Consider the following 19,593-nt stretch of genomic DNA (forward strand, 5'->3'; position numbering starts at 1 on the left):
GACTAAGAGCGTTGAGAGGATAGATGTTAACAATCATAGAGGGCATTATGCCCCCTGTTCATTATGTTATTGCTCGCTCGACCATGCAGCAAGGCTTAAAGATTAGAAGTATCGCTTGTTACCCTACTGTTTGGAATGTAACGAACTACTGTTTGGGCCATGATTCCAGAAATGACCATCTTACTCAACTCAACCGTAGTGTCAGGAAGTTTCCACGTTGCTTTATCTGAATCTGAAAACTCAGGTTTCCCATACTTCTGAGTCAACAATTGACTCAATGTGCCAAATTGACTCGCAGCGATACCTTCATTTTTTTTCTCATTACTGGCTACATTCGTTTGTACAAGACGATCTGCACTATTAAAAAGGAATGTGACAGTATAAAGACCGCTACCGATCGATACATTATCAATCTGCACTTTTCCAAAATTATCTTTATACTTCTCTGGTGAGATCAGATGTGCGCCATTGCCTTGAGCCGCAATAACTTCTGACGGATTCATGTCCCATTTAGTATTTCCATAACCAATACCCTTAGCGAATGAGAGCAGAGGTAAAGTTAGAATCACGAAAGCCATTAGTAATTTTTTCATTCCATCCCCACGAATTGAGTTTATTAATTGTGAACCAGTTTACAATTATCCCATTGCTCGGTGCTTCTTGCGATGCGGTCACTAATTGCAAAGTTCATCAGCGACGAATCATAGGCATACACTTTGCTTTTATCATCTGCCATCATCAACTTACCGTTAGTTTTCAGCTTTGGTGAGAGCAGGTATGTACCGTTTGAACGGTTAGCTTTGAAGCTATCGACATACAACGTTACCTCTGCACTACCCAGCACACGTAAAGCACCTATTCTACCATTCTGTACTGCTGCAATAGCGTACTGACAGAGATAGGTTTTCGCAGTTGAAGCTGTGTTTTTTCCCTCAACCTTCGCTGATGGGGAATGTGAAGAGGAGTTAGGGATTGAACTATGAAGAGAAGATGATGGGTAAGAGTAAGAATAATTTTTATACGCAGAAGAGGTACTTGATCCAATCCTGCACGTTTTTCCAACCGCAATGCACGAATTACCGCATGGTATACCTTTCTTGCAGTTCTTCGCGTATGTAGAGAACGAGAACCCAGCTAATAGAAATGTACCAATGGTTATCCTAACCAACGAAGACCAGCCCATAAACCACCCTTCTTTTAAGATTTTCCCTACATAGTACCATACTTAAATTAAGGGAATAGCAGCCAATAAGCCCGTTGGTGGTAAGACAACGCGCGGAGCCGTTAGGCGACAACATCAGGGTATGTCAGACAGTGAAGTTTATCAGGATGACCATGTACCCGAAGGAGCGAGGCCGAACCGCTGGCAGAGCCTGCATTTCGTGTGCAGGTACGAACACCACCATAAACCTGTTTATTCCCTGCAACGTCATCTCGACGTGTGGCATGTGGGAGCATCGGCAAAAATGCGCTTCACTGTAAGGTTATGAGAATCAATGCCCGGATCAGGCTTTGCCTTCACGTTGTGCTATCGCGGTGTGAGGTTGGAACTGCCGCCGCCGAATAGTTATACTCTCATTTCCATAGTAACTATCCGTGACAACTAACAGTGTACCTTGTGTTGGTAAATCGTCGTTCATTGGTAGAACGATCACGACAACTTATGTTAAGTAAGTTGTTGAAAGCAAACGAGTTTTATCGAAGTTTTGCCACAAGGGGAGAGATCTGGAGCGGGCGAAGGGAATCGAACCCTCGTATAGAGCTTGGGAAGCTCTCGTTCTACCATTGAACTACGCCCGCATCGAAGTGCGTAAGGGATTATAAACCTTACGCTCTTCTTGGCAAGGGACTAACCGACTGACTGGCGATTAAATCACCGTCAGCATTTTGGCTTACTGCCCTGCGGCGGCAAATAACGCAGCGGATCGATAGCCGTCGCCCGGTAGCGGATTTGGAAATGCAGCCGCACCGTAGTCGCATCCGAGCTGCCCATCGTCGCGATTTTCTGCCCGGCCTTCACGTTTTGACCGTTGTTCACCAGCATGGTGTCATTATGCGCATACGCAGTGATGTAGTCCTCACTGTGCTTAATCATGATGAGATTACCATAGCCCCGTAGCTGATTACCGACGTAAACCACCTTCCCGGCGCCGGCGGCATAAATCGGTGTACCGCGCGCAGCCGAGATATCAATGCCCTTGTTGCCGCCGTCCGCGGTTGAATAAGGCAGGATCACCTTACCGCTGGCAGGCCACAGCCAGCAACGTTGCCCTACCGGAGGCCAGGAAGACTGCGGTACGGACGAAGACGGTCTGACAGCTGCCGTTTTGGTTGAGGATTTCTTGGTTGTTTTGCCAGAGTTAGAACTGGTTTTCGCGCCACCGCTGACCTTCAGTTTTTGCCCTACTTCAATGGTATAGGGCGGTGAAATATTATTCAGGCGGGCGATCTCTTTCACGCTGGTCCCGGTAGCGCGCGAAATACGGTATAGCGTATCCCCCCGCTTCACGGTATACACGGAGCCGGAATAACTTCCTGTATCAGACGACTTGCTCCCGGAACACCCTGCTAACAGCAGACCGACGCACAGCAACATCACGATACCCAGGCCATTTTTCTTCAGGCGTCCTGCACTCAAAACAATACCTCGCAACATTTTCAGACGCTTTATCATAGCAGCCAGAAACCGGATGCCAAATCATATCGCGCAACGAACCGTCGGCCCTGGCATTTCACACCCTCTGTTAATCAATCTGACTTAATTAAGCATATAATATGGATGCTTAAGATTGATGGTGGACGCTATGCGACAGGAACATGTCATTTTATTGAATGAGCAGGACCAACCCTGCGGAACGCTGGAAAAATATGCGGCGCATACCGCCACAACCCCCCTGCATTCCGCTTTCTCGTGCTGGATATTTAACGAGCTGGGCCAACTGCTGGTCACCCGCCGCTCGCTGCACAAAAAAGCCTGGCCTGGCGTCTGGACCAACTCTGTCTGTGGTCACCCGCAGTTGGGTGAAACCCACGAAGCCGCTATTGTCCGCCGGGCTCGCTTCGAACTGGGTGCAGACATCGACTCGCTCAGCCCCGTGTATGCTGACTTTCGTTATCGCGCTACAGACCCGAGTGGAATTGTGGAAAACGAAGTGTGCCCGGTTTATGCCGCACATATCGTGAGTCCGCTACAGCTAAACCCAGATGAAGTGATGGATTGCCAGTGGAGCAGTCTTGAGGATGTCTTAAGCGGGATTGACGCGACGCCGTGGGCTTTTAGCCCGTGGATGGTAATGCAGGTTGCAGACAAAGAAGCGCGTGCGCTGTTGCGGAATTACTGCCAACAAATTATTGCCTGATGGCGCTACGCTTATCTGGCCTACATAACGAATCGTAGGCCGGATAAGGCGTCAGCCGCCATCCGGCATTTCACATCTTACTTAACCGGGCGCATCGCCGGGAACAGGATCACGTCGCGGATAGTGTGGCTGTTGGTGAACAGCATAACCATACGGTCGATACCAATGCCCAGACCCGCAGTCGGCGGCAGACCGTGTTCCAGAGCGGTAACGTAGTCTTCGTCATAGAACATTGCTTCGTCATCACCCGCATCTTTAGCGTTAACCTGATCCTGGAAACGCTGCGCCTGATCTTCCGCATCGTTCAGCTCGCTGAAACCGTTACCGATTTCACGCCCGCCGATGAAGAATTCGAAGCGGTCAGTGATTTCCGGGTTTTCGTCATTACGACGCGCCAGCGGAGAAACTTCTGCCGGGTACTCGGTAATGAAGGTCGGTTGAATCAGGTGCGCTTCCGCAACTTCTTCAAAGATCTCGGTCACAATACGGCCCAGACCCCAGCTCTTCTCAACTTTGATGCCGATAGATTCAGCAATCGCTTTTGCAGAGTCGAAGTTATCCAGATCGGCCATGTTAGTTTCCGGACGGTATTTCTGAATCGCTTCGCGCATGGTCAGTTTTTCGAACGGCTTACCGAAGTCGAAGACTTCTTCACCGTAAGGCACTTCAGTCGTTCCCAGAACGTTCTGCGCCAGCGTACGGAACAGCGATTCGGTCAGTTCGATCAGATCTTTGTAGTCCGCATAAGCCATGTAGAGTTCCATCATGGTGAACTCTGGGTTATGGCGAACAGAGATGCCTTCGTTACGGAAGTTACGGTTAATTTCGAATACGCGTTCGAAGCCGCCAACCACCAGACGCTTGAGGTACAGTTCCGGCGCGATACGCAGGTACATGTCCAGATCCAGCGCGTTATGATGAGTGATAAACGGACGCGCTGCCGCACCGCCAGGGATCACCTGCATCATCGGGGTTTCTACTTCCATAAAGCCACGAGCAACCATGAACTGACGGATGCCAGCCATAATCTGTGAACGCACTTTAAAGGTATTGCGGGATTCATCGTTAGAGATGAGATCCAGGTAACGTTGACGATAGCGCGCTTCCTGATCCTGCAGACCGTGGAATTTGTCCGGCAGCGGGCGCAGCGCTTTGGTCAGCAGACGCAGTTCGGTGCAGTGAATAGACAACTCACCGGTCTTGGTCTTGAACAACTTACCTTTCGCGCCGAGGATATCGCCCAGATCCCATTTTTTGAACTGCTCGTTGTAGACGCCTTCCGGCAGGTCATCGCGAGCTACGTACAGCTGAATACGGCCGCCAACGTCCTGCAGCGTAACGAATGATGCTTTACCCATAATACGACGGGTCATCATACGGCCAGCAACGGATACCTCAATGTTCAGCGCTTCCAGCTCTTCGTTTTCTTTCGCGTCGAAGTCAGCATGCAGTTGGTCTGAGGTATGATCGCGACGGAAATCGTTCGGGAACGGGATCCCCTGCTCACGCAGGCTCGCCAGCTTCTCACGGCGCGTTTTCAGTTCATTGTTAAGGTCGGCTACCGCGTCAGCGCCCTGTACGTGTTGTTCAGACATGTTGGTTCCTCATAACCCTGCTTTCAAACTTGCTTCGATAAATTGATCCAGGCTGCCATCCAGCACCGCCTGCGTGTTACGGGTTTCAACCCCGGTACGCAGATCTTTGATGCGGGAGTCATCAAGGACATAAGAACGAATCTGGCTACCCCAGCCGATATCTGACTTGTTGTCTTCCATCGCCTGTTTCTCGGCATTCTTCTTCTGCATTTCCAGTTCATAAAGCTTCGCTTTCATCTGCTTCATGGCCTGGTCTTTGTTCTTGTGCTGGGAACGGTCGTTCTGACACTGCGTCACAATCCCAGTCGGGATGTGGGTAATACGCACCGCAGATTCCGTACGGTTAACGTGCTGACCACCCGCACCGGAGGCACGGTAAACGTCAATACGCAGATCCGCCGGGTTGATATCGATATCAATATCATCATCAACTTCCGGATAAACAAACGCAGAACTGAACGACGTATGGCGACGTCCGCCGGAGTCGAACGGACTCTTACGAACCAGACGGTGTACGCCGGTTTCAGTACGCAGCCAACCGTACGCATATTCGCCAGCAATTCTGATGGTTACGGATTTAATACCCGCCACTTCACCTTCAGACTCTTCAATAATTTCAGTCTTAAAGCCGCGCGCTTCAGCCCAACGCAGATACATGCGCATCAGCATGCTTGCCCAGTCCTGCGCTTCCGTACCGCCAGAACCTGCCTGAATATCGAGATAGCAATCTGCGCTGTCATATTCACCGGAGAACATACGACGGAATTCCAGCTGGGCCAGCTTATCTTCCAGCGTGTCGAGTTCTGCTACGGCTTCGTTAAAGGTTTCTTCGTCGTCGGCTTCTACAGCCAGTTCCAGCAGGCCGGAGACATCTTCCAGGCCCTGGCTCATCTGATCGAGCGTATCAACGATGGCTTCAAGAGAAGAACGCTCTTTACCCAGCGCCTGCGCGCGTTCGGGTTCGTTCCATACGTCCGGCTGTTCCAGCTCGGCGTTTACTTCTTCCAGACGCTCTTTCTTGGCATCATAGTCAAAGATACCCCCTAAGAACGTCAGAGCGCTCCGTGAGGTCCTGAATGCGGTTATTTACCGGATTAATTTCAAACATTGTCTGATTTCTTTTATTGGACTAGTCAAAATGCGGTGATAAGAGCGGGATTGTAACTAATCCACGCCCTTTTTTATAGCGATTAGTGACGCTAAAGTGGCCAGATATTGTCGATTATAATCTGCAAACTACGGTTGCCGCGAAACTCGTTAATATCCAGTTTGTAGGCAAGCTGAACTTCGCGCACGCCGTTGTCCGGCCAGCAGGTGGTATCGACGTTAAACGCAATGCCGTCCAGCAGCGGACCACCGCCTACGGGCTCGACCATCACCTTCAGATGACGCTCACCGACCAGACGCTGCTGGAGCAAACGGAAATGCCCGTCAAACAGCGGTTCCGGGAACATTTGTCCCCACGGTCCGGCATCGCGTAGCATTTGTGCGACCTCCATGGTCATCTCCGCTGCGCTCAGTGGGCCATCCGACACCACTTCACCTTGCAGTAAGGCGGGATCCAGCCACTCGGTAACCAGTTCGCCAAAACGCTGCTGGAAACGCTCAAACTGCGCCTCTTCAAGCGATAACCCCGCCGCCATGGCGTGACCGCCAAACTTGATGATCATGCCCGGATGAAGGGTGTCCAGGCGCTCCAGCGCATCACGCATGTGCAGCCCCTGAATCGAACGCCCGGAGCCTTTGAGAGTACCATCACCTGCCGGGGCAAACGCTATCACCGGACGATGGAATCGCTCTTTAATGCGCGATGCCAGAATCCCCACAACGCCCTGATGCCACTCGGGATGATACATTGCCAGGCCGCCCGGAAGCGTATCGCTACTGCGTTCCAGCTTTTCACACAGGGTCAGCGCTTCGGCCTGCATACCCTGCTCAATCTCTTTGCGCGTCTGGTTGAGTGCGTCCAGCTCATTGGCCAGCACGCGCGCTTCACCAATGTTGTCGCACAGCAACAGCGCTACGCCAACGGACATATCGTCCAGACGCCCCGCCGCATTCAGCCGTGGCCCGAGGGCAAAACCTAAATCACTGGCTGCCAGCTTTAGGGGGTCGCGATTGGAAATCTCCAGCAGCGCTTTAATACCAGGGCGGCATTTTCCAGCACGGATACGGCATAAGCCTTGCCACGTCAGAATGCGGTTATTGGCATCCAGCGGTACCACGTCCGCCACCGTGCCAAGCGCAACCAGATCGAGCAAATCCGCCAGGTTCGGCGGTGCAATGCCTCGCTCATCAAACCAGCCTTTGTCACGCAGGAAAGTGCGCAGCGCCAGCATCAGATAGAAGGCTACACCAACGCCTGCCAGCGATTTCGACGGGAACTCACAGTCGTGCAGGTTAGGATTGATAATCGCCTCTGCGCCCGGCAGCGTATCCCCTGGCAGGTGGTGATCGGTTACAACGACCGGGATCCCCAACGTTCTGGCATGTTCGACACCCGCGTGAGACGAGATGCCGTTGTCTACGGTGACAATCAGCTGAGCACCACGGGCATGGGCCTGATCAACGACTTCCGGGCTTAAACCATAACCGTCCTCAAAACGATTTGGCACCAGGTAGTCAACGTTACTGCAGCCCAACGCGCGCATCGCCAGGATGCTTAGCGCCGTGCTGGTCGCGCCATCGGCATCGAAATCGCCAACAACGATGATGCGAGTTCCCGCACGAAAGGCGTTGTAGAGGATCTCAACCGCCTTTTCGACACCGTTTAAATGCTGCCACGGCAGCATTCCTTTGACGCTACGCTCAAGCTCCTGCGCGCTGCGCACGCCGCGACTGGCGTATAAACGGCGCAGCAGTGGCGGCAAGTCGGCAGGTAACTCGGCTGTCTCGTCGGCCTCACGCCGACGAAGTTGTATCTGTTGTTTCACGCGAATTATTTACCGCTGGTCTGTTTTGCATGTGCGTCGAGGAATTCTTTCATCTCTTTCGGGCCCTGATAACCAGGTACGACATAGCCATTGCTCAGCACAATCGCCGGTGTACCGCTGACGCCAAACTGTACGCCCAGCGCATAGTGGTTAGCGATATCCACATCACAGGTCGCCGCTTTCACGCCCTTGCCAGTCATCGCGTCGTCAAAGGCTTTGTTTTTGTCCTTAGCACACCAGATAGACTTCATGTCCTGCTCAGCCTGACTGTCCAGCCCCTGACGTGGGAAGGCCAGATAACGTACGGTGATCCCCAACGCATTGTAATCTTTCATCTCTTCATGCAGCTTGTGGCAGTAACCACAAGTGATGTCGGTGAAAACGGTAATGACGTGTTTTTCCTGCGGCGCTTTGTAGATGATCATCTCTTTTTCCAGCGCGTTCAGATGCTTCATCAGCAGTTGGTTGGTGACATTCACCGGACTTGCGCCGCTCACGTCGTACATCGGTCCCTGGATAATATGTTTACCGTCTTCGGTAACGTACAGCACGCCGCTATTGGTCAGTACGGTTTTCATGCCCGCAACCGGAGCAGGTTGAATCTCGGTGCTCTGCACACCCAGCTTTGCTAATGACTGACGAATTGCCGCGTCGTCTGCATGTACCATGCCGGAAAACGCCGTCGCCAGCAGGGTGAACATCATAAAACTTTTTTTCATAGCCTATCCTATCCTGTCAGCACTCACGCTCGCGGGTGATGCTGTTGATGTAGTTGCCGCAAGCGCTCCGTTGCGACATGAGTATAAATTTGCGTTGTCGAGAGATCGCTATGCCCCAGTAGCATCTGCACCACGCGCAGGTCTGCGCCATGGTTGAGCAGATGCGTGGCAAACGCGTGCCGCAGGACGTGCGGTGACAGCTTTTCGCTGTCGATTCCCGCCAACACAGCATAGTGTTTGATACGATGCCAGAAGGTCTGACGGGTCATCTGTTGCGCCCGCTGACTAGGAAACAGCACATCAATCGATACGCCGTTGAGCAACCATGGACGCCCGTGCTCCAGATACGTTTCCAGCCAGTACACTGCCTCCTCACCCAACGGGACAAGGCGCTCTTTGTTACCTTTACCGATCACCCGTACCACACCCTGACGCAGGCTGACGTCACTCATCGTCAGTCCTACCAGTTCAGACACGCGCAGGCCTGTTGCATACAGCACTTCCAGCATGGCTTTGTCGCGTAGCTCCAGCGGTTGCTCAATAAGCGGCGCTTGTAGCAGCCGCTCAACCTGCGCTTCGCTGAGATCTTTAGGCAGGCGCTGCGGAAGTTTAGGTGATGCAAGCGAGGCGCTGGGGTCATCTTCGCGATATTTTTCGCGGTACAGATGCTGAAAAAAACGTCGCGTCGCACTGAGCAAACGTGCGGAACTGGTGGCTTTATACCCTCCATCCATCCGCTCAGCCAGCAAGGCTTGCAGATCATCACTTTGCGCGGTCGCAAGCGAAGCGCCGCGGTGATGTAACCATTCCACAAGCATGATCAGATCGCGACGATACGCACTTAATGTGTTTTCCGCCAGATTTCGTTCCAGCCACAGGGCATCAAGAAACTGCTCGATGCGCGCCAGATCCTGTTCCACTCGCGCCCCTTATTCCACTCTCATTTTTGATGCATTATGCCTCATTGTGCCGTGAATGCGGCGATTCTGTTACACTACCCGCAACGCTACAGCAGAATTGAGATGTTTACGTCATGAACATGGGTCTTTTTTACGGTTCCAGCACCTGCTACACCGAAATGGCAGCAGAAAAAATCCGCGATATCCTGGGTCCCGAACTGGTGACACTGCACAACCTCAAAGACGATTCCCCGACCCTAATGGAGCAATATGACGTGCTCATTTTGGGCATCCCAACCTGGGATTTCGGTGAAATTCAGGAGGACTGGGAAGCGGTCTGGGAGCAACTGGACGACCTCAACCTGGAAGGCAAGATTGTCGCACTTTACGGTATGGGCGATCAGTTGGGATACGGCGAATGGTTCCTGGATGCGTTGGGTATGCTGCACGATAAACTGATCACCAAAGGTGTAAAGTTTGTCGGCTACTGGCCCACCGAAGGCTACGAATTCACCAGCGATAAACCCGTCATTGCTGATGGACAACTGTTTGTTGGCCTGGCGCTGGATGAGACAAACCAGTACGATCTCAGCGATGAACGCATTCAGGCCTGGTGCGAGCAAATTCTTGGGGAAATGGCCGAGCACTGGTCCTGATAACCGATTTGCCGGATGACGGCGTAAATGCGTTATCCGGCCTGCATGACGCACCTAACTGTAGGCCTTCAAGCTGCGCGCCATCAGGCATGTGTCATGCGTTACCCTTGCTTCGCCTTTTGCAGCATCAACCGCCGTAAATCCCGCCACTCTGCATCATCCATACTGTCTACTGCCAGCCACAAATGTTGACGTTTTCCGGCATCAGATCGCAAACGCAGCATCATGCCTGTTTTAACCATCCAGGGGGCGTTAACGATAGACCACTCTTGCCCTTGCCAGCGCAGACGGCCATCCATCAATAGCCGAATCTCACCCTGACAGGCGTTGATTCGACGCTGACTGCGAACGCTATCGAACACTACCAGAGAGAGTAAAACCAGCCATAATGGGGTGTAGCTCAATGGCCAGGGCATCAATAAAATAAACACCGCGACCAGCCCATGAATTAGCAGTGAAAGCCACTGCGCGCGCCATGATACGCGTAAATCAGATTGCCACTGGACCACGTTCCCGATTCCGTGTCTGGATAAGTCGCACCATCTGTTCCAGCTGCTCATCAGCTGGTTTCCCATGATTCATCAACCAGTTAAATAAATCTGGATCATCACATTCTAGCAGACGGATAAAGATACGTTTTTCTTCGTCACTTAAGCTGTCATATTCATGTTCAAAAAACGGCATGATCGAGATGTCCAGCTCGCGCATACCGCGGCGGCATGCCCAATGAATACGTGCTTTGTTGTTAATATCCATGTTCTTCTCCCTGTCTCGCGAAAACGAAGTATCCCGCTATTGTAACGTGTTTTTCCCGCTCTTTTTACGGGAATATCAGTAAACTGAAGCTCGCTCGCTAAATAAAACCTTATTAAGCCAAAGGATTCACCAATTTTGGATGTCTCCTCGCAAAGCGCAATATATGGCACAAATAGCCTGTTTAAACCGCTTGCAATGGGCCATAGCTCTTTTACCATTAGTCATCATCACTGCGTTAAGCAAATCAGGACATTATTATGGCTTTTACATCTTTTCCTCCTCGCCAGCCTTTTGCGTCAACGCGTTTACCTCTGACGCTAATGACGCTCGATGACTGGGCGCTCGCCACCATCACCGGTGTCGACAGTGAGAAGTATATTCAGGGTCAGGTCACGGCGGATGTCAGCCAGATGACCGAGCATCAGCACCTGTTGGCTGCACATTGTGACGCCAAAGGTAAAATGTGGAGCAACCTGCGTCTGTTCCGCCAGGGTGACGGTTTTGCATGGCTTGAGCGCCGTAGCCTGCGTGATGCGCAGCTCACTGAGCTGAAAAAATACGCGGTCTTCTCGAAGGTGGCGATCGCCCCAGACGACGAGCGCGTCCTGCTGGGCGTAGCGGGATTCCAGGCACGTGCAGCGCTGGCCAATATCTTCAGCGAATTACCGAACAGTGATAAGCAGGTCATTACCGAAGGTGCCTCCACGGTATTGTGGTTCGAACACCCTGCCGAACGTTTTCTGCTGATCGTTGATGCCACCACAGCAGAAACCTTGGTTGAAAAGCTGCGTGGCGAAGCAGAGTTAAATAACAGCCAGCAGTGGCTGGCGCTGGATATCGAAGCGGGTATCCCCGTTATTGATACAGCCAACAGTGCACAGTTTATTCCACAGGCTACCAATCTGCAGGCTCTGGGCGGGATCAGCTTTAAAAAAGGCTGCTACACCGGTCAGGAAATGGTGGCTCGTGCAAAATTCCGCGGAGCCAACAAACGCGCCATGTGGACTTTGGCGGGTGCCGCCGGTCGAGTACCGGAAGCTGGCGAAGACCTTGAATTAAAAATGGGCGAGAACTGGCGTCGTACTGGTACCGTACTTGCCGCAGTACAACTGGCCGATGGTCAGGTACTGGTGCAGGTTGTGATGAATAACGACATGGAGGCCGACAGCGTGTTCCGCGTCCGTGACGACGCAAAAACGCTGCGTATCGTACCGCTGCCATATTCGTTAAACGAAGAGTAATTGGTAGGCCTGATAAGCGCAGCGCCATTAGGCCATTCGGCACAGGCCGCCGGATTGCGGCATTGCCTCGTCCGGCCAACAAAATACAGCCCGGGCGAGGCGTTTACGCCGCCCCCGGGGTTGCACTGAATCTATGCGTGTTGCCCCACGTACAGATAGATCGCCAGGAAGTGGCAAACGCTGCCGCCCAGCACAAAACCGTGCCAGATCGCATGGTTATAAGGAATACGCTTACAGACGTAGAAAATTACGCCCAGCGAATACACCACACCGCCAACAGCCAGCAACGTCACGCCTCCCGCCGCCAACTTCACCGCCAGTTGATACACCACAATCAGCGAAAGCCAGCCCATTGTCAGGTAAGTCACCAGCGACAGAATTTTAAACCGGTGTGCGATGGTCAGTTTGAATAAAATACCGAGCAGCGCCAGGCTCCAGATAACAATCATCAACCCACGAGCCAGCGGCGAATCAAGCCCCACCAGCAGAAATGGCGTATAGGTCCCGGCAATCAGCAGATAAATCGCACAGTGGTCGAACTTTTTCAGCCAGACTTTCGCTCTCTGATGGGGGATCGCGTGATACAAGGTTGAGGCGAGGAACAGCAGGATCATGCTGCCGCCGTACAGGCTATAGCTGGTAATCGCCATAGCGCTGGCATTGGTATCCACTGCCTGAACCAGCAACAACACCAGTCCGACAATCCCAAACACCAGCCCGATACCGTGACTGATGCTGTTGGCTATTTCCTCTGCCAGCGAATATCCCTGCGCGATTAATGGCTTCTGAACCATAACTTACTCCCGAGAAACGAACCCTATCGTGATTGCTCCTCTAGCGTAACTGAGAATGGTTCCAGTGAACACCTGTTAGCTAAAATAATTACCAGATAAATATTTACCATTAAAAATCATGGTGTTAGTTTTTAAATTTCAGCTAACATGCGTACCATTAAAATCAAAGGCATTTAAAATCAATCACATAAAATTGCGTCTGATCCGGGTAAATCTCGGCAATGACATGTTTAAGTTCTTCAAGCGTCATATTTTCCTGCTGGGCATGTTTATCCGTCAGCGTATCCAGCGTGACGGTTGAGGTGCCAACAACCTCAATCGTGCAGAAGTAACCGTCATCTTCGAAGCGCCCAACCCGTAAAATGTCCCCGGCTTTGAAGTGTGATTCAGACTCGTCACGGATAGTGATGGTCTTGCGTCCGGCCAGAATGTCATCCTGGAAACGCTGAAAAAAAGTGATGTCATTTGGCTGCATGTTATTATTCCCTGTAGATGAAGTCTGATGAGTGAGTTTTGCCATTGTGAGTATGTTCTCCCACGCTGCCATCGCCAGTCTCAACAATCTTGAGATGCTGGTCTACAACTATGTCATCAAAAACCGTGACAAAGTCATGTACATGACCATTCGCGAACTGGCCGATGCCGTGGGTGTTTCCACTACCACCGTACTGCGCTTTTGCCGCAAGCTTAAGTGTGAAGGTTACTCAGAATTTCGCGTGCGCTTCAAATTATATTTAGAGCAGAATGAACCGCAACAGGCTAATTTCGGTGCCAGCGAAATTATCAGCTTCTTTAAAGGCGTTAATAACGATGAGTTCGATAATCTGCTCGATCAGGCTGTTGATATTATATTATCTTCCGAGCGTATTATATTCGTTGGGGCGGGAACATCCGGAGCCTTAGCCAAATATGGTGCACGTTTTTTCTCAAACGTTGGAAAATTCAGTAATCACATTGATGACCCTTATTTCCCGGTAACGAATGACATGGCCAGAAACGCGCTGGCGATCGTGCTTTCTGTTTCCGGTGAAACAGAAGAGATCCTGCGCTTTGCCAGCCAGTTCAGCCTGCATAACTGTAAGGTTCTGTCTGTCACCAGTCATGAACATTCGCGGCTGGCCAAATTGGCTGACTTTAATCTCTCCTGGCACGTTCCACAGACGCGCATTGCCGGGGTATACGATATAACCACGCAGATCCCTGTTATTTATATTCTGGAATCACTCGGCCGCAAGTTGGCGAAAAGAATAGCGTAAAAAAACAATCTGTTTTTTGGATGTAACAAATCACATTAGCGCTATTTTGTTATATCGTGACATTTATCTTTCCTTTGTTAGACTCAAAATCAGATGGTATTAATTTGAGACTGAGCGCAGATGAAAAAACTTACCTTACCAAAAGATTTTTTATGGGGCGGCGCGGTTGCGGCGCACCAGGTTGAAGGCGGCTGGAACAAAGGTGGCAAAGGCCCCAGCATTTGCGATGTACTGACCGGAGGGGCACACGGCGTTCCGCGAGAAATCACTCAGGAAGTTGAGCCCGGTAAGTACTACCCCAACCACGAAGCCGTCGATTTTTACGGTCATTACAAAGAAGACATTAAGCTGTTTGCCGAGATGGGCTTCAAATGCTTCCGCACCTCAATCGCCTGGACCCGTATCTTCCCCAAAGGGGATGAAAGCCAGCCGAATGAAGAAGGGCTAAAGTTCTACGACGACATGTTCGATGAACTGCTGAAGTACAACATCGAACCGGTCATCACCCTTTCCCACTTTGAAATGCCGCTGCACCTTGTTCAACAGTACGGCAGCTGGACCAATCGTAAAGTCGTCGATTTCTTTGTCCGATTTGCTGAAGTCGTTTTTGAGCGCTACAAGCACAAGGTCAAATACTGGATGACCTTTAACGAGATCAACAACCAGCGCAACTGGCGCGCACCGCTGTTTGGTTATTGCTGCTCCGGCGTGGTGTATACCGAGCATGAAAACCCGGAAGAAACCATGTACCAGGTGCTGCATCACCAGTTCGTGGCCAGCGCTCTGGCAGTGAAAGCCGCACGTCGCATCAACCCGGAAATGAAAGTCGGCTGCATGCTGGCGATGGTGCCGCTGTACCCGTTCTCCTGTAAGCCTGAAGATGTGATGTTCGCGCAGGAATCGATGCGTGAGCGCTACGTTTTCACCGACGTTCAACTGCGCGGCTACTATCCATCATATGTACTGAACGAGTGGGAACGCCGCGAATTCAACATCCGAATGGAAGCTGGAGATGAGCAAATCCTGCGTGAAGGCACCTGTGACTATCTCGGATTCAGTTACTACATGACCAACGCGGTAAAAGCGGAAGGCGGCAGCGGCGATGCCATTTCTGGTTTTGAGGGCAGCGTACCGAACCCGCACGTAAAAGCGTCCGACTGGGGCTGGCAGATTGATCCGGTCGGTCTGCGTTACGCCTTATGCGAACTGTATGAGCGCTATCAGAAACCGCTATTTATCGTAGAAAACGGATTTGGTGCCTACGACAAAGTGGAAGAAGACGGCAGCATCAACGACGACTATCGCATCGACTATTTGCGCGCCCACGTTGAAGAGATGATGAAAGCGGTAACCTATGATGGCGTAGACCTGATGGGCTACACGCCGTGGGGCTGCATCGACTGTGTCTCGTTCACCACCGGTCAGTACAGCAAGCGCTACGGCTTTATCTACGTGAACAAACACGACGACGGCACCGGCGATATGTCGCGTTCACGCAAGAAAAGTTTTAACTGGTACAAAGCGGTGATTGCCAGCAACGGCGAGAAACTTTGATTTTTTGCCGGATGGCGGCGTAAACGCCTTATCCAGCCTACAGATTAAATTCCCGTAGGCCGGATAAGCGTAGCGCCAACCGGCGATTAAACCCTACTTCCCGCCAGCCAGTTCCAGAAAACTGCCCGTTACGTACGACGCCTTCTCGCTCAGCAGCCAGGTAATCGCCTGCGCGACCTCCTCCGGTTGTCCGCCGCGCTGCATAGGCAACATCGATTTCACGCGATCGACCCTTCCCGGCTCGCCGCCTGAAGCGTGCATTTCAGTGTAGATAAGACCAGGTCGCACGCAGTTTACGCGGATCCCTTGCGCCGCAACCTCCAGCGCAAGGCCGGTGGTGAGCGTGTCCACAGCGCCTTTTGAGGCCGCGTAATCAACATATTCGAATGGCGCACCAAGCCGCGATGCCGCCGAAGAGACATTCACAATCGCCCCGCCTTGCCCTCCGTGTTTGAAAGACATGCGCTTTACCGCTTCCCGACAACACAAAAAATAGCCGGTAACATTGGTCGCCAGCACGCGGTTAATTCTTTCGGCGGTTAGGCTTTCCACCGTGCTCTGTTCAAACAAAATCCCGGCATTATTCACTAACGCAGACAGTGGTTCACCTTCGCGGTCAATGGATTCAAACATTGCCACAACCTGGCTTTCATCGCTGATATCAGCCCGTAGAGCAAACGCCTTTCCCCCGGTAGCGGCAATGGTATTCACCACCTCCGTTGCTGCACGGATATTGTGATGAAAGTTAACCGCAACCGTGTAACCCTCTTGCGCTAACTGCAGCGCGGTTGCCCGCCCGATGCCGCGACTGCCGCCAGTAACCAGTGCGATTCCCATGGATACCTCCAGATATGAAAAAGCCGGGAGGCGACTTCGCCTTACCCGGCCTACAAAAGCTTTACTGCGCGGAAAAGTTACTGATATTCGCTCATCGGCACGCAGGAGCAGAACAGGTTACGGTCACCGTAAACATCATCAAGGCGTTTCACGGTCGGCCAGTATTTGTTCGCCACACCAGCCGGGAAGACGGCGATTTCGCGGCTATAACTGTGATTCCACTCCGCGACCAGCTCGTTTTGCGTGTGCGGTGAGTTAACCAGCGGGTTATCTTCCAGTGACCATTCACCGGCTTTCACGCGATCGATTTCAGCGCGGATTGCCAGCATCGCATTGATAAAGCGATCAAGTTCCACTTTGCTTTCAGATTCAGTCGGTTCAACCATCAGGGTACCCGCGACCGGGAATGACATAGTCGGCGCATGGAAACCGTAATCGATCAGACGCTTGGCAATATCCAGTTCGCTGATGCCGGTCTCTTCTTTCAGTGGGCGAATATCGAGAATGCATTCATGCGCCACGCGACCGTCGCGGCCGGTATACAGTACCGGATAAGCATCTTTCAGACGGCTGGCAATGTAGTTAGCGTTAAGGATAGCCACCTGGCTTGCCTGCTTCAGACCTTCTGCACCCATCATACGGATGTACATCCAGCTGATTGGCAGAATGGATGCACTACCGAACGGCGCCGCAGAAACTGCGCCCTGACGGGTGAGCATTCCTTCAATCTGCACTACGCTGTGACCCGGTACGAACGGTGCCAGATGTGATTTGACGCCAATCGGTCCCATACCTGGGCCGCCGCCGCCGTGCGGAATGCAGAATGTTTTATGCAGGTTGAGGTGCGAAACATCTGCGCCGATAAAGCCCGGCGTGGTGATCCCAACCTGAGCGTTCATGTTCGCGCCATCGAGGTAAACCTGGCCGCCAAACTGGTGTACAACGTCGCACACTTCACGGATCGTTTCTTCATACACGCCGTGAGTAGACGGATAGGTCACCATGATGCAGGAGAGATTCGCAGCATGTTGTTCTGCTTTTGCTCGCAGATCGTCCAGGTCGATGTTGCCGTTCTTATCACAAGCGACAACCACAACCTGCATCCCCGCCATCTGTGCGGATGCCGGGTTAGTGCCGTGGGCAGAAGCCGGGATCAGACAGATATCGCGGTGGCCTTCGTTACGGCTTTCGTGATAGTGACGAATCGCCAGCAGACCCGCATATTCGCCCTGCGCGCCGGAGTTCGGCTGCATGCAGACGGCGTCATAACCGGTCAGTTTTACCAACCACTCGGAAAGCTGGCCGATCATCTGGTGATAACCTTCTGCCTGCTCTGGCGGGCAGAACGGGTGAAGTTCAGCGAATTCCGGCCAGGTGATAGGGATCATCTCGGCGGCAGCGTTCAGCTTCATGGTGCAAGAACCCAGCGGGATCATTGCCTGGTTCAGCGCCAGATCTTTGCGCTCCAGCGAGTGCATGTAGCGCATCATCTCGGTTTCACTGTGATAGCGATTAAACACCGGATGGCTGAGGATCGCATCGTCACGCAGCATGCTGTCCTGAATGGAACGGCTGTCGAGCGCCACATCTTTATCCAGCGTATCGATATTCAAACCGTGGCTGTCGCCCAGCAGAACATTGAACAACTGCACCACGTTTTCACGGGTGGTGGTTTCATCGAGCGTAATACCTACCGCGTTATGGATATCGCTACGCAGGTTGATTTCTGCCGCTTCGGCACGCGCCAGAACAGCCGCTTTGTCGGCCACTTCAACACACAGAGTGTCGAAGTAGTGCGCATGGCGCAGCTTCAGCCCTTTCTGCTGCAGACCGGCCGCCAGAATATCAGTCAGGCGGTGGATGCGATTAGCGATACGTTTCAGGCCAACCGGACCATGATAAACGGCATACAGGCTGGCGATGTTGGCCAGCAGAACCTGCGAGGTACAAATGTTGGAGTTCGCTTTCTCACGGCGGATATGCTGCTCGCGAGTCTGCATCGCCATGCGCAGTGCGGTATTGCCCGCCGCATCTTTCGATACGCCGATAATACGGCCTGGCATGGAGCGTTTGAATTCGTCTTTAGCGGCGAAGAATGCCGCGTGTGGGCCGCCGTAACCCATCGGTACGCCGAAGCGTTGCGCAGAGCCGAAAACAATATCCGCGCCCTGTTTGCCCGGTGCAGTCAGCAGTACCAGCGCCATAAAGTCGGCAGCGACACTGACCACAACTTTACGGGATTTCAGCTCGGCAATCAGTTTGCTGTAGTCGTGCACTTCACCGGTGGTGCCAACCTGCTGCAACAGCACGCCAAACACATCCTGGTGATCCAGTGCTTTCGCCGCGTCATCAACAATAACATCAAAGCCAAAGGTCTCTGCACGGGTGCGAACCACGTCCAGCGTTTGCGGGTGAACATCAGCCGCCACAAAGAAACGGTTGGCATTTTTCAGTTTGCTGACACGTTTGGCCATCGCCATGGCTTCAGCAGCCGCAGTGGCTTCATCCAGCAGAGAAGCAGAAGCCATATCCAGGCCCGTCAGGTCCAGTGTGACCTGTTGGAAGTTCAGCAGAGCTTCCAGACGCCCCTGGGAGACTTCCGGCTGATACGGCGTATATGCGGTGTACCAGCCTGGGTTTTCCAGCATGTTACGCAGAATAACCGGTGGCAACTGCACGGCGGTGTAGCCCATGCCAATGTAGGACGTGAAGCGCTTGTTACGCCCGGCGATGGCTTTTAATTCAGCCAGCGCAGCGTATTCGGTTGCCGCCTCGCCCACCTGTGGCGGGGTTGCGAGCTGAATGTCTTTCGGCACAATCTGGCCGATCAGCGCGTTTAACGACTCGGCGCCAACCGCATTCAGCATCTCTTGCTGCTGCGCGGCGTCCGGTCCGATGTGGCGTTCAATGAAAGCGCCGCTGTTTTCAAGCTGGCTTAACGTCTGTGTCATGGGCGATGGTTCCTGAAACGTGCAGTGAATCGTGATGGTCTCT

The 19,593-nt window shown here is 52.4% G+C and carries 19 protein-coding genes and 1 tRNA gene; 5 read left to right on the top strand and 15 right to left on the bottom strand.

Annotation, left to right across the window (positions count from 1 at the left end; genetic code table 11):
• Nucleotides 1-95 precede the first annotated feature (95 nt).
• The 4 genes from OGY67_RS08270 to actS form a co-directional block, all read right to left on the bottom strand.
• Nucleotides 96-593: a hypothetical protein gene (locus tag OGY67_RS08270; protein ID WP_165718320.1), complete on the bottom strand. Its 498-nt coding sequence runs from the start codon at nucleotides 591-593 to the stop codon at nucleotides 96-98.
• 23 nt (nucleotides 594-616) lie between these two features.
• Nucleotides 617-1,183 carry a hypothetical protein gene (locus OGY67_RS08275; protein ID WP_286573856.1) on the bottom strand — a complete coding sequence of 189 codons (567 nt, stop codon included), beginning with the start codon at nucleotides 1,181-1,183 and terminating at the stop codon, nucleotides 617-619.
• Nucleotides 1,184-1,726: 543 nt separating this feature from the next.
• Nucleotides 1,727-1,800 (bottom strand) — tRNA-Gly (locus OGY67_RS08280).
• A gap of 79 nt (nucleotides 1,801-1,879) precedes the next feature.
• Complete coding sequence (gene actS / locus OGY67_RS08285; protein ID WP_020996306.1) at nucleotides 1,880-2,638, bottom strand: amidase activator ActS; 759 nt, start codon at nucleotides 2,636-2,638, stop codon at nucleotides 1,880-1,882.
• Between the two features lie 166 nt (nucleotides 2,639-2,804).
• Here actS and idi point away from each other — a divergent pair, with 166 nt between their 5' ends.
• Nucleotides 2,805-3,359, top strand: coding sequence for an isopentenyl-diphosphate Delta-isomerase (idi, locus tag OGY67_RS08290; protein WP_048215592.1), 555 nt, complete (start codon nucleotides 2,805-2,807; stop codon nucleotides 3,357-3,359).
• Between the two features lie 77 nt (nucleotides 3,360-3,436).
• Here the strand turns inward: idi and lysS are convergent, their stop codons facing one another.
• The 5 genes from lysS to xerD form a co-directional block, all read right to left on the bottom strand.
• Nucleotides 3,437-4,954, bottom strand: a complete 1,518-nt coding sequence (gene lysS / locus OGY67_RS08295; RefSeq protein ID WP_003026911.1) for a lysine--tRNA ligase — start codon at nucleotides 4,952-4,954, stop codon at nucleotides 3,437-3,439.
• Nucleotides 4,955-4,963: 9 nt separating this feature from the next.
• A protein-coding gene (gene prfB / locus OGY67_RS08300) for a peptide chain release factor 2 (protein WP_100194817.1) occupies nucleotides 4,964-6,062 on the bottom strand; the annotation gives its coding sequence in 2 pieces (ribosomal slippage) (nucleotides 4,964-5,986 and nucleotides 5,988-6,062; 1,098 coding nt in all).
• A 91-nt stretch (nucleotides 6,063-6,153) separates the two neighbouring features.
• Entirely contained in the window at nucleotides 6,154-7,887 is a 1,734-nt protein-coding gene (recJ, locus tag OGY67_RS08305; protein WP_234692657.1) for a single-stranded-DNA-specific exonuclease RecJ, read from the bottom strand.
• Between the two features lie 5 nt (nucleotides 7,888-7,892).
• On the bottom strand, nucleotides 7,893-8,606 hold the full coding sequence (gene dsbC, locus OGY67_RS08310; protein WP_234692658.1) for a bifunctional protein-disulfide isomerase/oxidoreductase DsbC: 714 nt from the start codon (nucleotides 8,604-8,606) through the stop codon (nucleotides 7,893-7,895).
• Nucleotides 8,607-8,629: 23 nt separating this feature from the next.
• The gene (xerD, locus tag OGY67_RS08315; RefSeq protein ID WP_286573857.1) at nucleotides 8,630-9,526 is read right to left on the bottom strand and encodes a site-specific tyrosine recombinase XerD; all 897 of its coding nucleotides are present in this window, start codon (nucleotides 9,524-9,526) and stop codon (nucleotides 8,630-8,632) included.
• Nucleotides 9,527-9,639: 113 nt separating this feature from the next.
• Between xerD and fldB the strand changes: the two genes are divergently transcribed.
• Complete coding sequence (gene fldB, locus OGY67_RS08320; protein WP_003026933.1) at nucleotides 9,640-10,161, top strand: flavodoxin FldB; 522 nt, start codon at nucleotides 9,640-9,642, stop codon at nucleotides 10,159-10,161.
• 101 nt (nucleotides 10,162-10,262) lie between these two features.
• Here the strand turns inward: fldB and OGY67_RS08325 are convergent, their stop codons facing one another.
• Together OGY67_RS08325 and sdhE are read right to left on the bottom strand one after the other, a co-directional pair.
• Entirely contained in the window at nucleotides 10,263-10,670 is a 408-nt protein-coding gene (locus OGY67_RS08325; protein ID WP_234692660.1) for a protein YgfX, read from the bottom strand.
• Nucleotides 10,651-10,917: an FAD assembly factor SdhE gene (sdhE, locus tag OGY67_RS08330; protein ID WP_003825514.1), complete on the bottom strand. Its 267-nt coding sequence runs from the start codon at nucleotides 10,915-10,917 to the stop codon at nucleotides 10,651-10,653. Before sdhE ends, OGY67_RS08325 begins: the two co-directional genes overlap by 20 nt.
• A 257-nt stretch (nucleotides 10,918-11,174) precedes the next feature.
• Between sdhE and ygfZ the strand changes: the two genes are divergently transcribed.
• Nucleotides 11,175-12,158, top strand: a complete 984-nt coding sequence (ygfZ, locus tag OGY67_RS08335; protein ID WP_234692661.1) for a tRNA-modifying protein YgfZ — start codon at nucleotides 11,175-11,177, stop codon at nucleotides 12,156-12,158.
• A 131-nt stretch (nucleotides 12,159-12,289) separates the two neighbouring features.
• Here the strand turns inward: ygfZ and trhA are convergent, their stop codons facing one another.
• A complete protein-coding gene (gene trhA / locus OGY67_RS08340) occupies nucleotides 12,290-12,952 on the bottom strand; it encodes a PAQR family membrane homeostasis protein TrhA (protein ID WP_006686898.1) in 663 nt (220 codons plus the stop codon).
• Between the two features lie 163 nt (nucleotides 12,953-13,115).
• Nucleotides 13,116-13,427 carry a N(4)-acetylcytidine aminohydrolase gene (yqfB, locus tag OGY67_RS08345; RefSeq protein ID WP_048225466.1) on the bottom strand — a complete coding sequence of 104 codons (312 nt, stop codon included), beginning with the start codon at nucleotides 13,425-13,427 and terminating at the stop codon, nucleotides 13,116-13,118.
• Nucleotides 13,428-13,479: 52 nt separating this feature from the next.
• Here yqfB and OGY67_RS08350 point away from each other — a divergent pair, with 52 nt between their 5' ends.
• Together OGY67_RS08350 and bglA are read left to right on the top strand one after the other, a co-directional pair.
• Nucleotides 13,480-14,208 (top strand): MurR/RpiR family transcriptional regulator, encoded by a 729-nt coding sequence (locus OGY67_RS08350; RefSeq protein ID WP_008785744.1) that lies wholly within the window; start codon nucleotides 13,480-13,482, stop codon nucleotides 14,206-14,208.
• 120 nt (nucleotides 14,209-14,328) lie between these two features.
• Complete coding sequence (gene bglA, locus OGY67_RS08355; protein WP_057067555.1) at nucleotides 14,329-15,762, top strand: 6-phospho-beta-glucosidase BglA; 1,434 nt, start codon at nucleotides 14,329-14,331, stop codon at nucleotides 15,760-15,762.
• A 93-nt stretch (nucleotides 15,763-15,855) separates the two neighbouring features.
• On the opposite strand, the gene OGY67_RS08360 is transcribed toward bglA, so the two are convergent.
• Nucleotides 15,856-16,599: an SDR family oxidoreductase gene (locus tag OGY67_RS08360; RefSeq protein WP_048215587.1), complete on the bottom strand. Its 744-nt coding sequence runs from the start codon at nucleotides 16,597-16,599 to the stop codon at nucleotides 15,856-15,858.
• A 77-nt stretch (nucleotides 16,600-16,676) separates the two neighbouring features.
• Nucleotides 16,677-19,550, bottom strand: a complete 2,874-nt coding sequence (gene gcvP / locus OGY67_RS08365) for an aminomethyl-transferring glycine dehydrogenase (RefSeq protein WP_079934161.1) — start codon at nucleotides 19,548-19,550, stop codon at nucleotides 16,677-16,679.
• Between the last annotated feature and the right edge of the window lie 43 nt (nucleotides 19,551-19,593).

Source organism: Citrobacter sp. Cpo015, from assembly GCF_030333035.1.
Lineage (GTDB): Bacteria > Pseudomonadota > Gammaproteobacteria > Enterobacterales > Enterobacteriaceae > Citrobacter > Citrobacter portucalensis.

Bases quoted from the DNA above. Each gene is read 5' to 3' on its own strand.
- OGY67_RS08270 (WP_165718320.1), bottom strand. From the start codon at position 593: ATGAAAAAATTACTAATGGCTTTCGTGATTCTAACTTTACCTCTGCTC.
- OGY67_RS08275 (WP_286573856.1), bottom strand. From the start codon at position 1,183: ATGGGCTGGTCTTCGTTGGTTAGGATAACCATTGGTACATTTCTATTA.
- idi (WP_048215592.1), top strand. From the start codon at position 2,805: ATGCGACAGGAACATGTCATTTTATTGAATGAGCAGGACCAACCCTGC.
- lysS (WP_003026911.1), bottom strand. From the start codon at position 4,954: ATGTCTGAACAACACGTACAGGGCGCTGACGCGGTAGCCGACCTTAAC.
- dsbC (WP_234692658.1), bottom strand. From the start codon at position 8,606: ATGAAAAAAAGTTTTATGATGTTCACCCTGCTGGCGACGGCGTTTTCC.
- fldB (WP_003026933.1), top strand. From the start codon at position 9,640: ATGAACATGGGTCTTTTTTACGGTTCCAGCACCTGCTACACCGAAATG.
- sdhE (WP_003825514.1), bottom strand. From the start codon at position 10,917: ATGGATATTAACAACAAAGCACGTATTCATTGGGCATGCCGCCGCGGT.
- ygfZ (WP_234692661.1), top strand. From the start codon at position 11,175: ATGGCTTTTACATCTTTTCCTCCTCGCCAGCCTTTTGCGTCAACGCGT.
- trhA (WP_006686898.1), bottom strand. From the start codon at position 12,952: ATGGTTCAGAAGCCATTAATCGCGCAGGGATATTCGCTGGCAGAGGAA.
- yqfB (WP_048225466.1), bottom strand. From the start codon at position 13,427: ATGCAGCCAAATGACATCACTTTTTTTCAGCGTTTCCAGGATGACATT.
- OGY67_RS08350 (WP_008785744.1), top strand. From the start codon at position 13,480: ATGTTCTCCCACGCTGCCATCGCCAGTCTCAACAATCTTGAGATGCTG.
- bglA (WP_057067555.1), top strand. From the start codon at position 14,329: ATGAAAAAACTTACCTTACCAAAAGATTTTTTATGGGGCGGCGCGGTT.
- OGY67_RS08360 (WP_048215587.1), bottom strand. From the start codon at position 16,599: ATGGGAATCGCACTGGTTACTGGCGGCAGTCGCGGCATCGGGCGGGCA.
- gcvP (WP_079934161.1), bottom strand. From the start codon at position 19,550: ATGACACAGACGTTAAGCCAGCTTGAAAACAGCGGCGCTTTCATTGAA.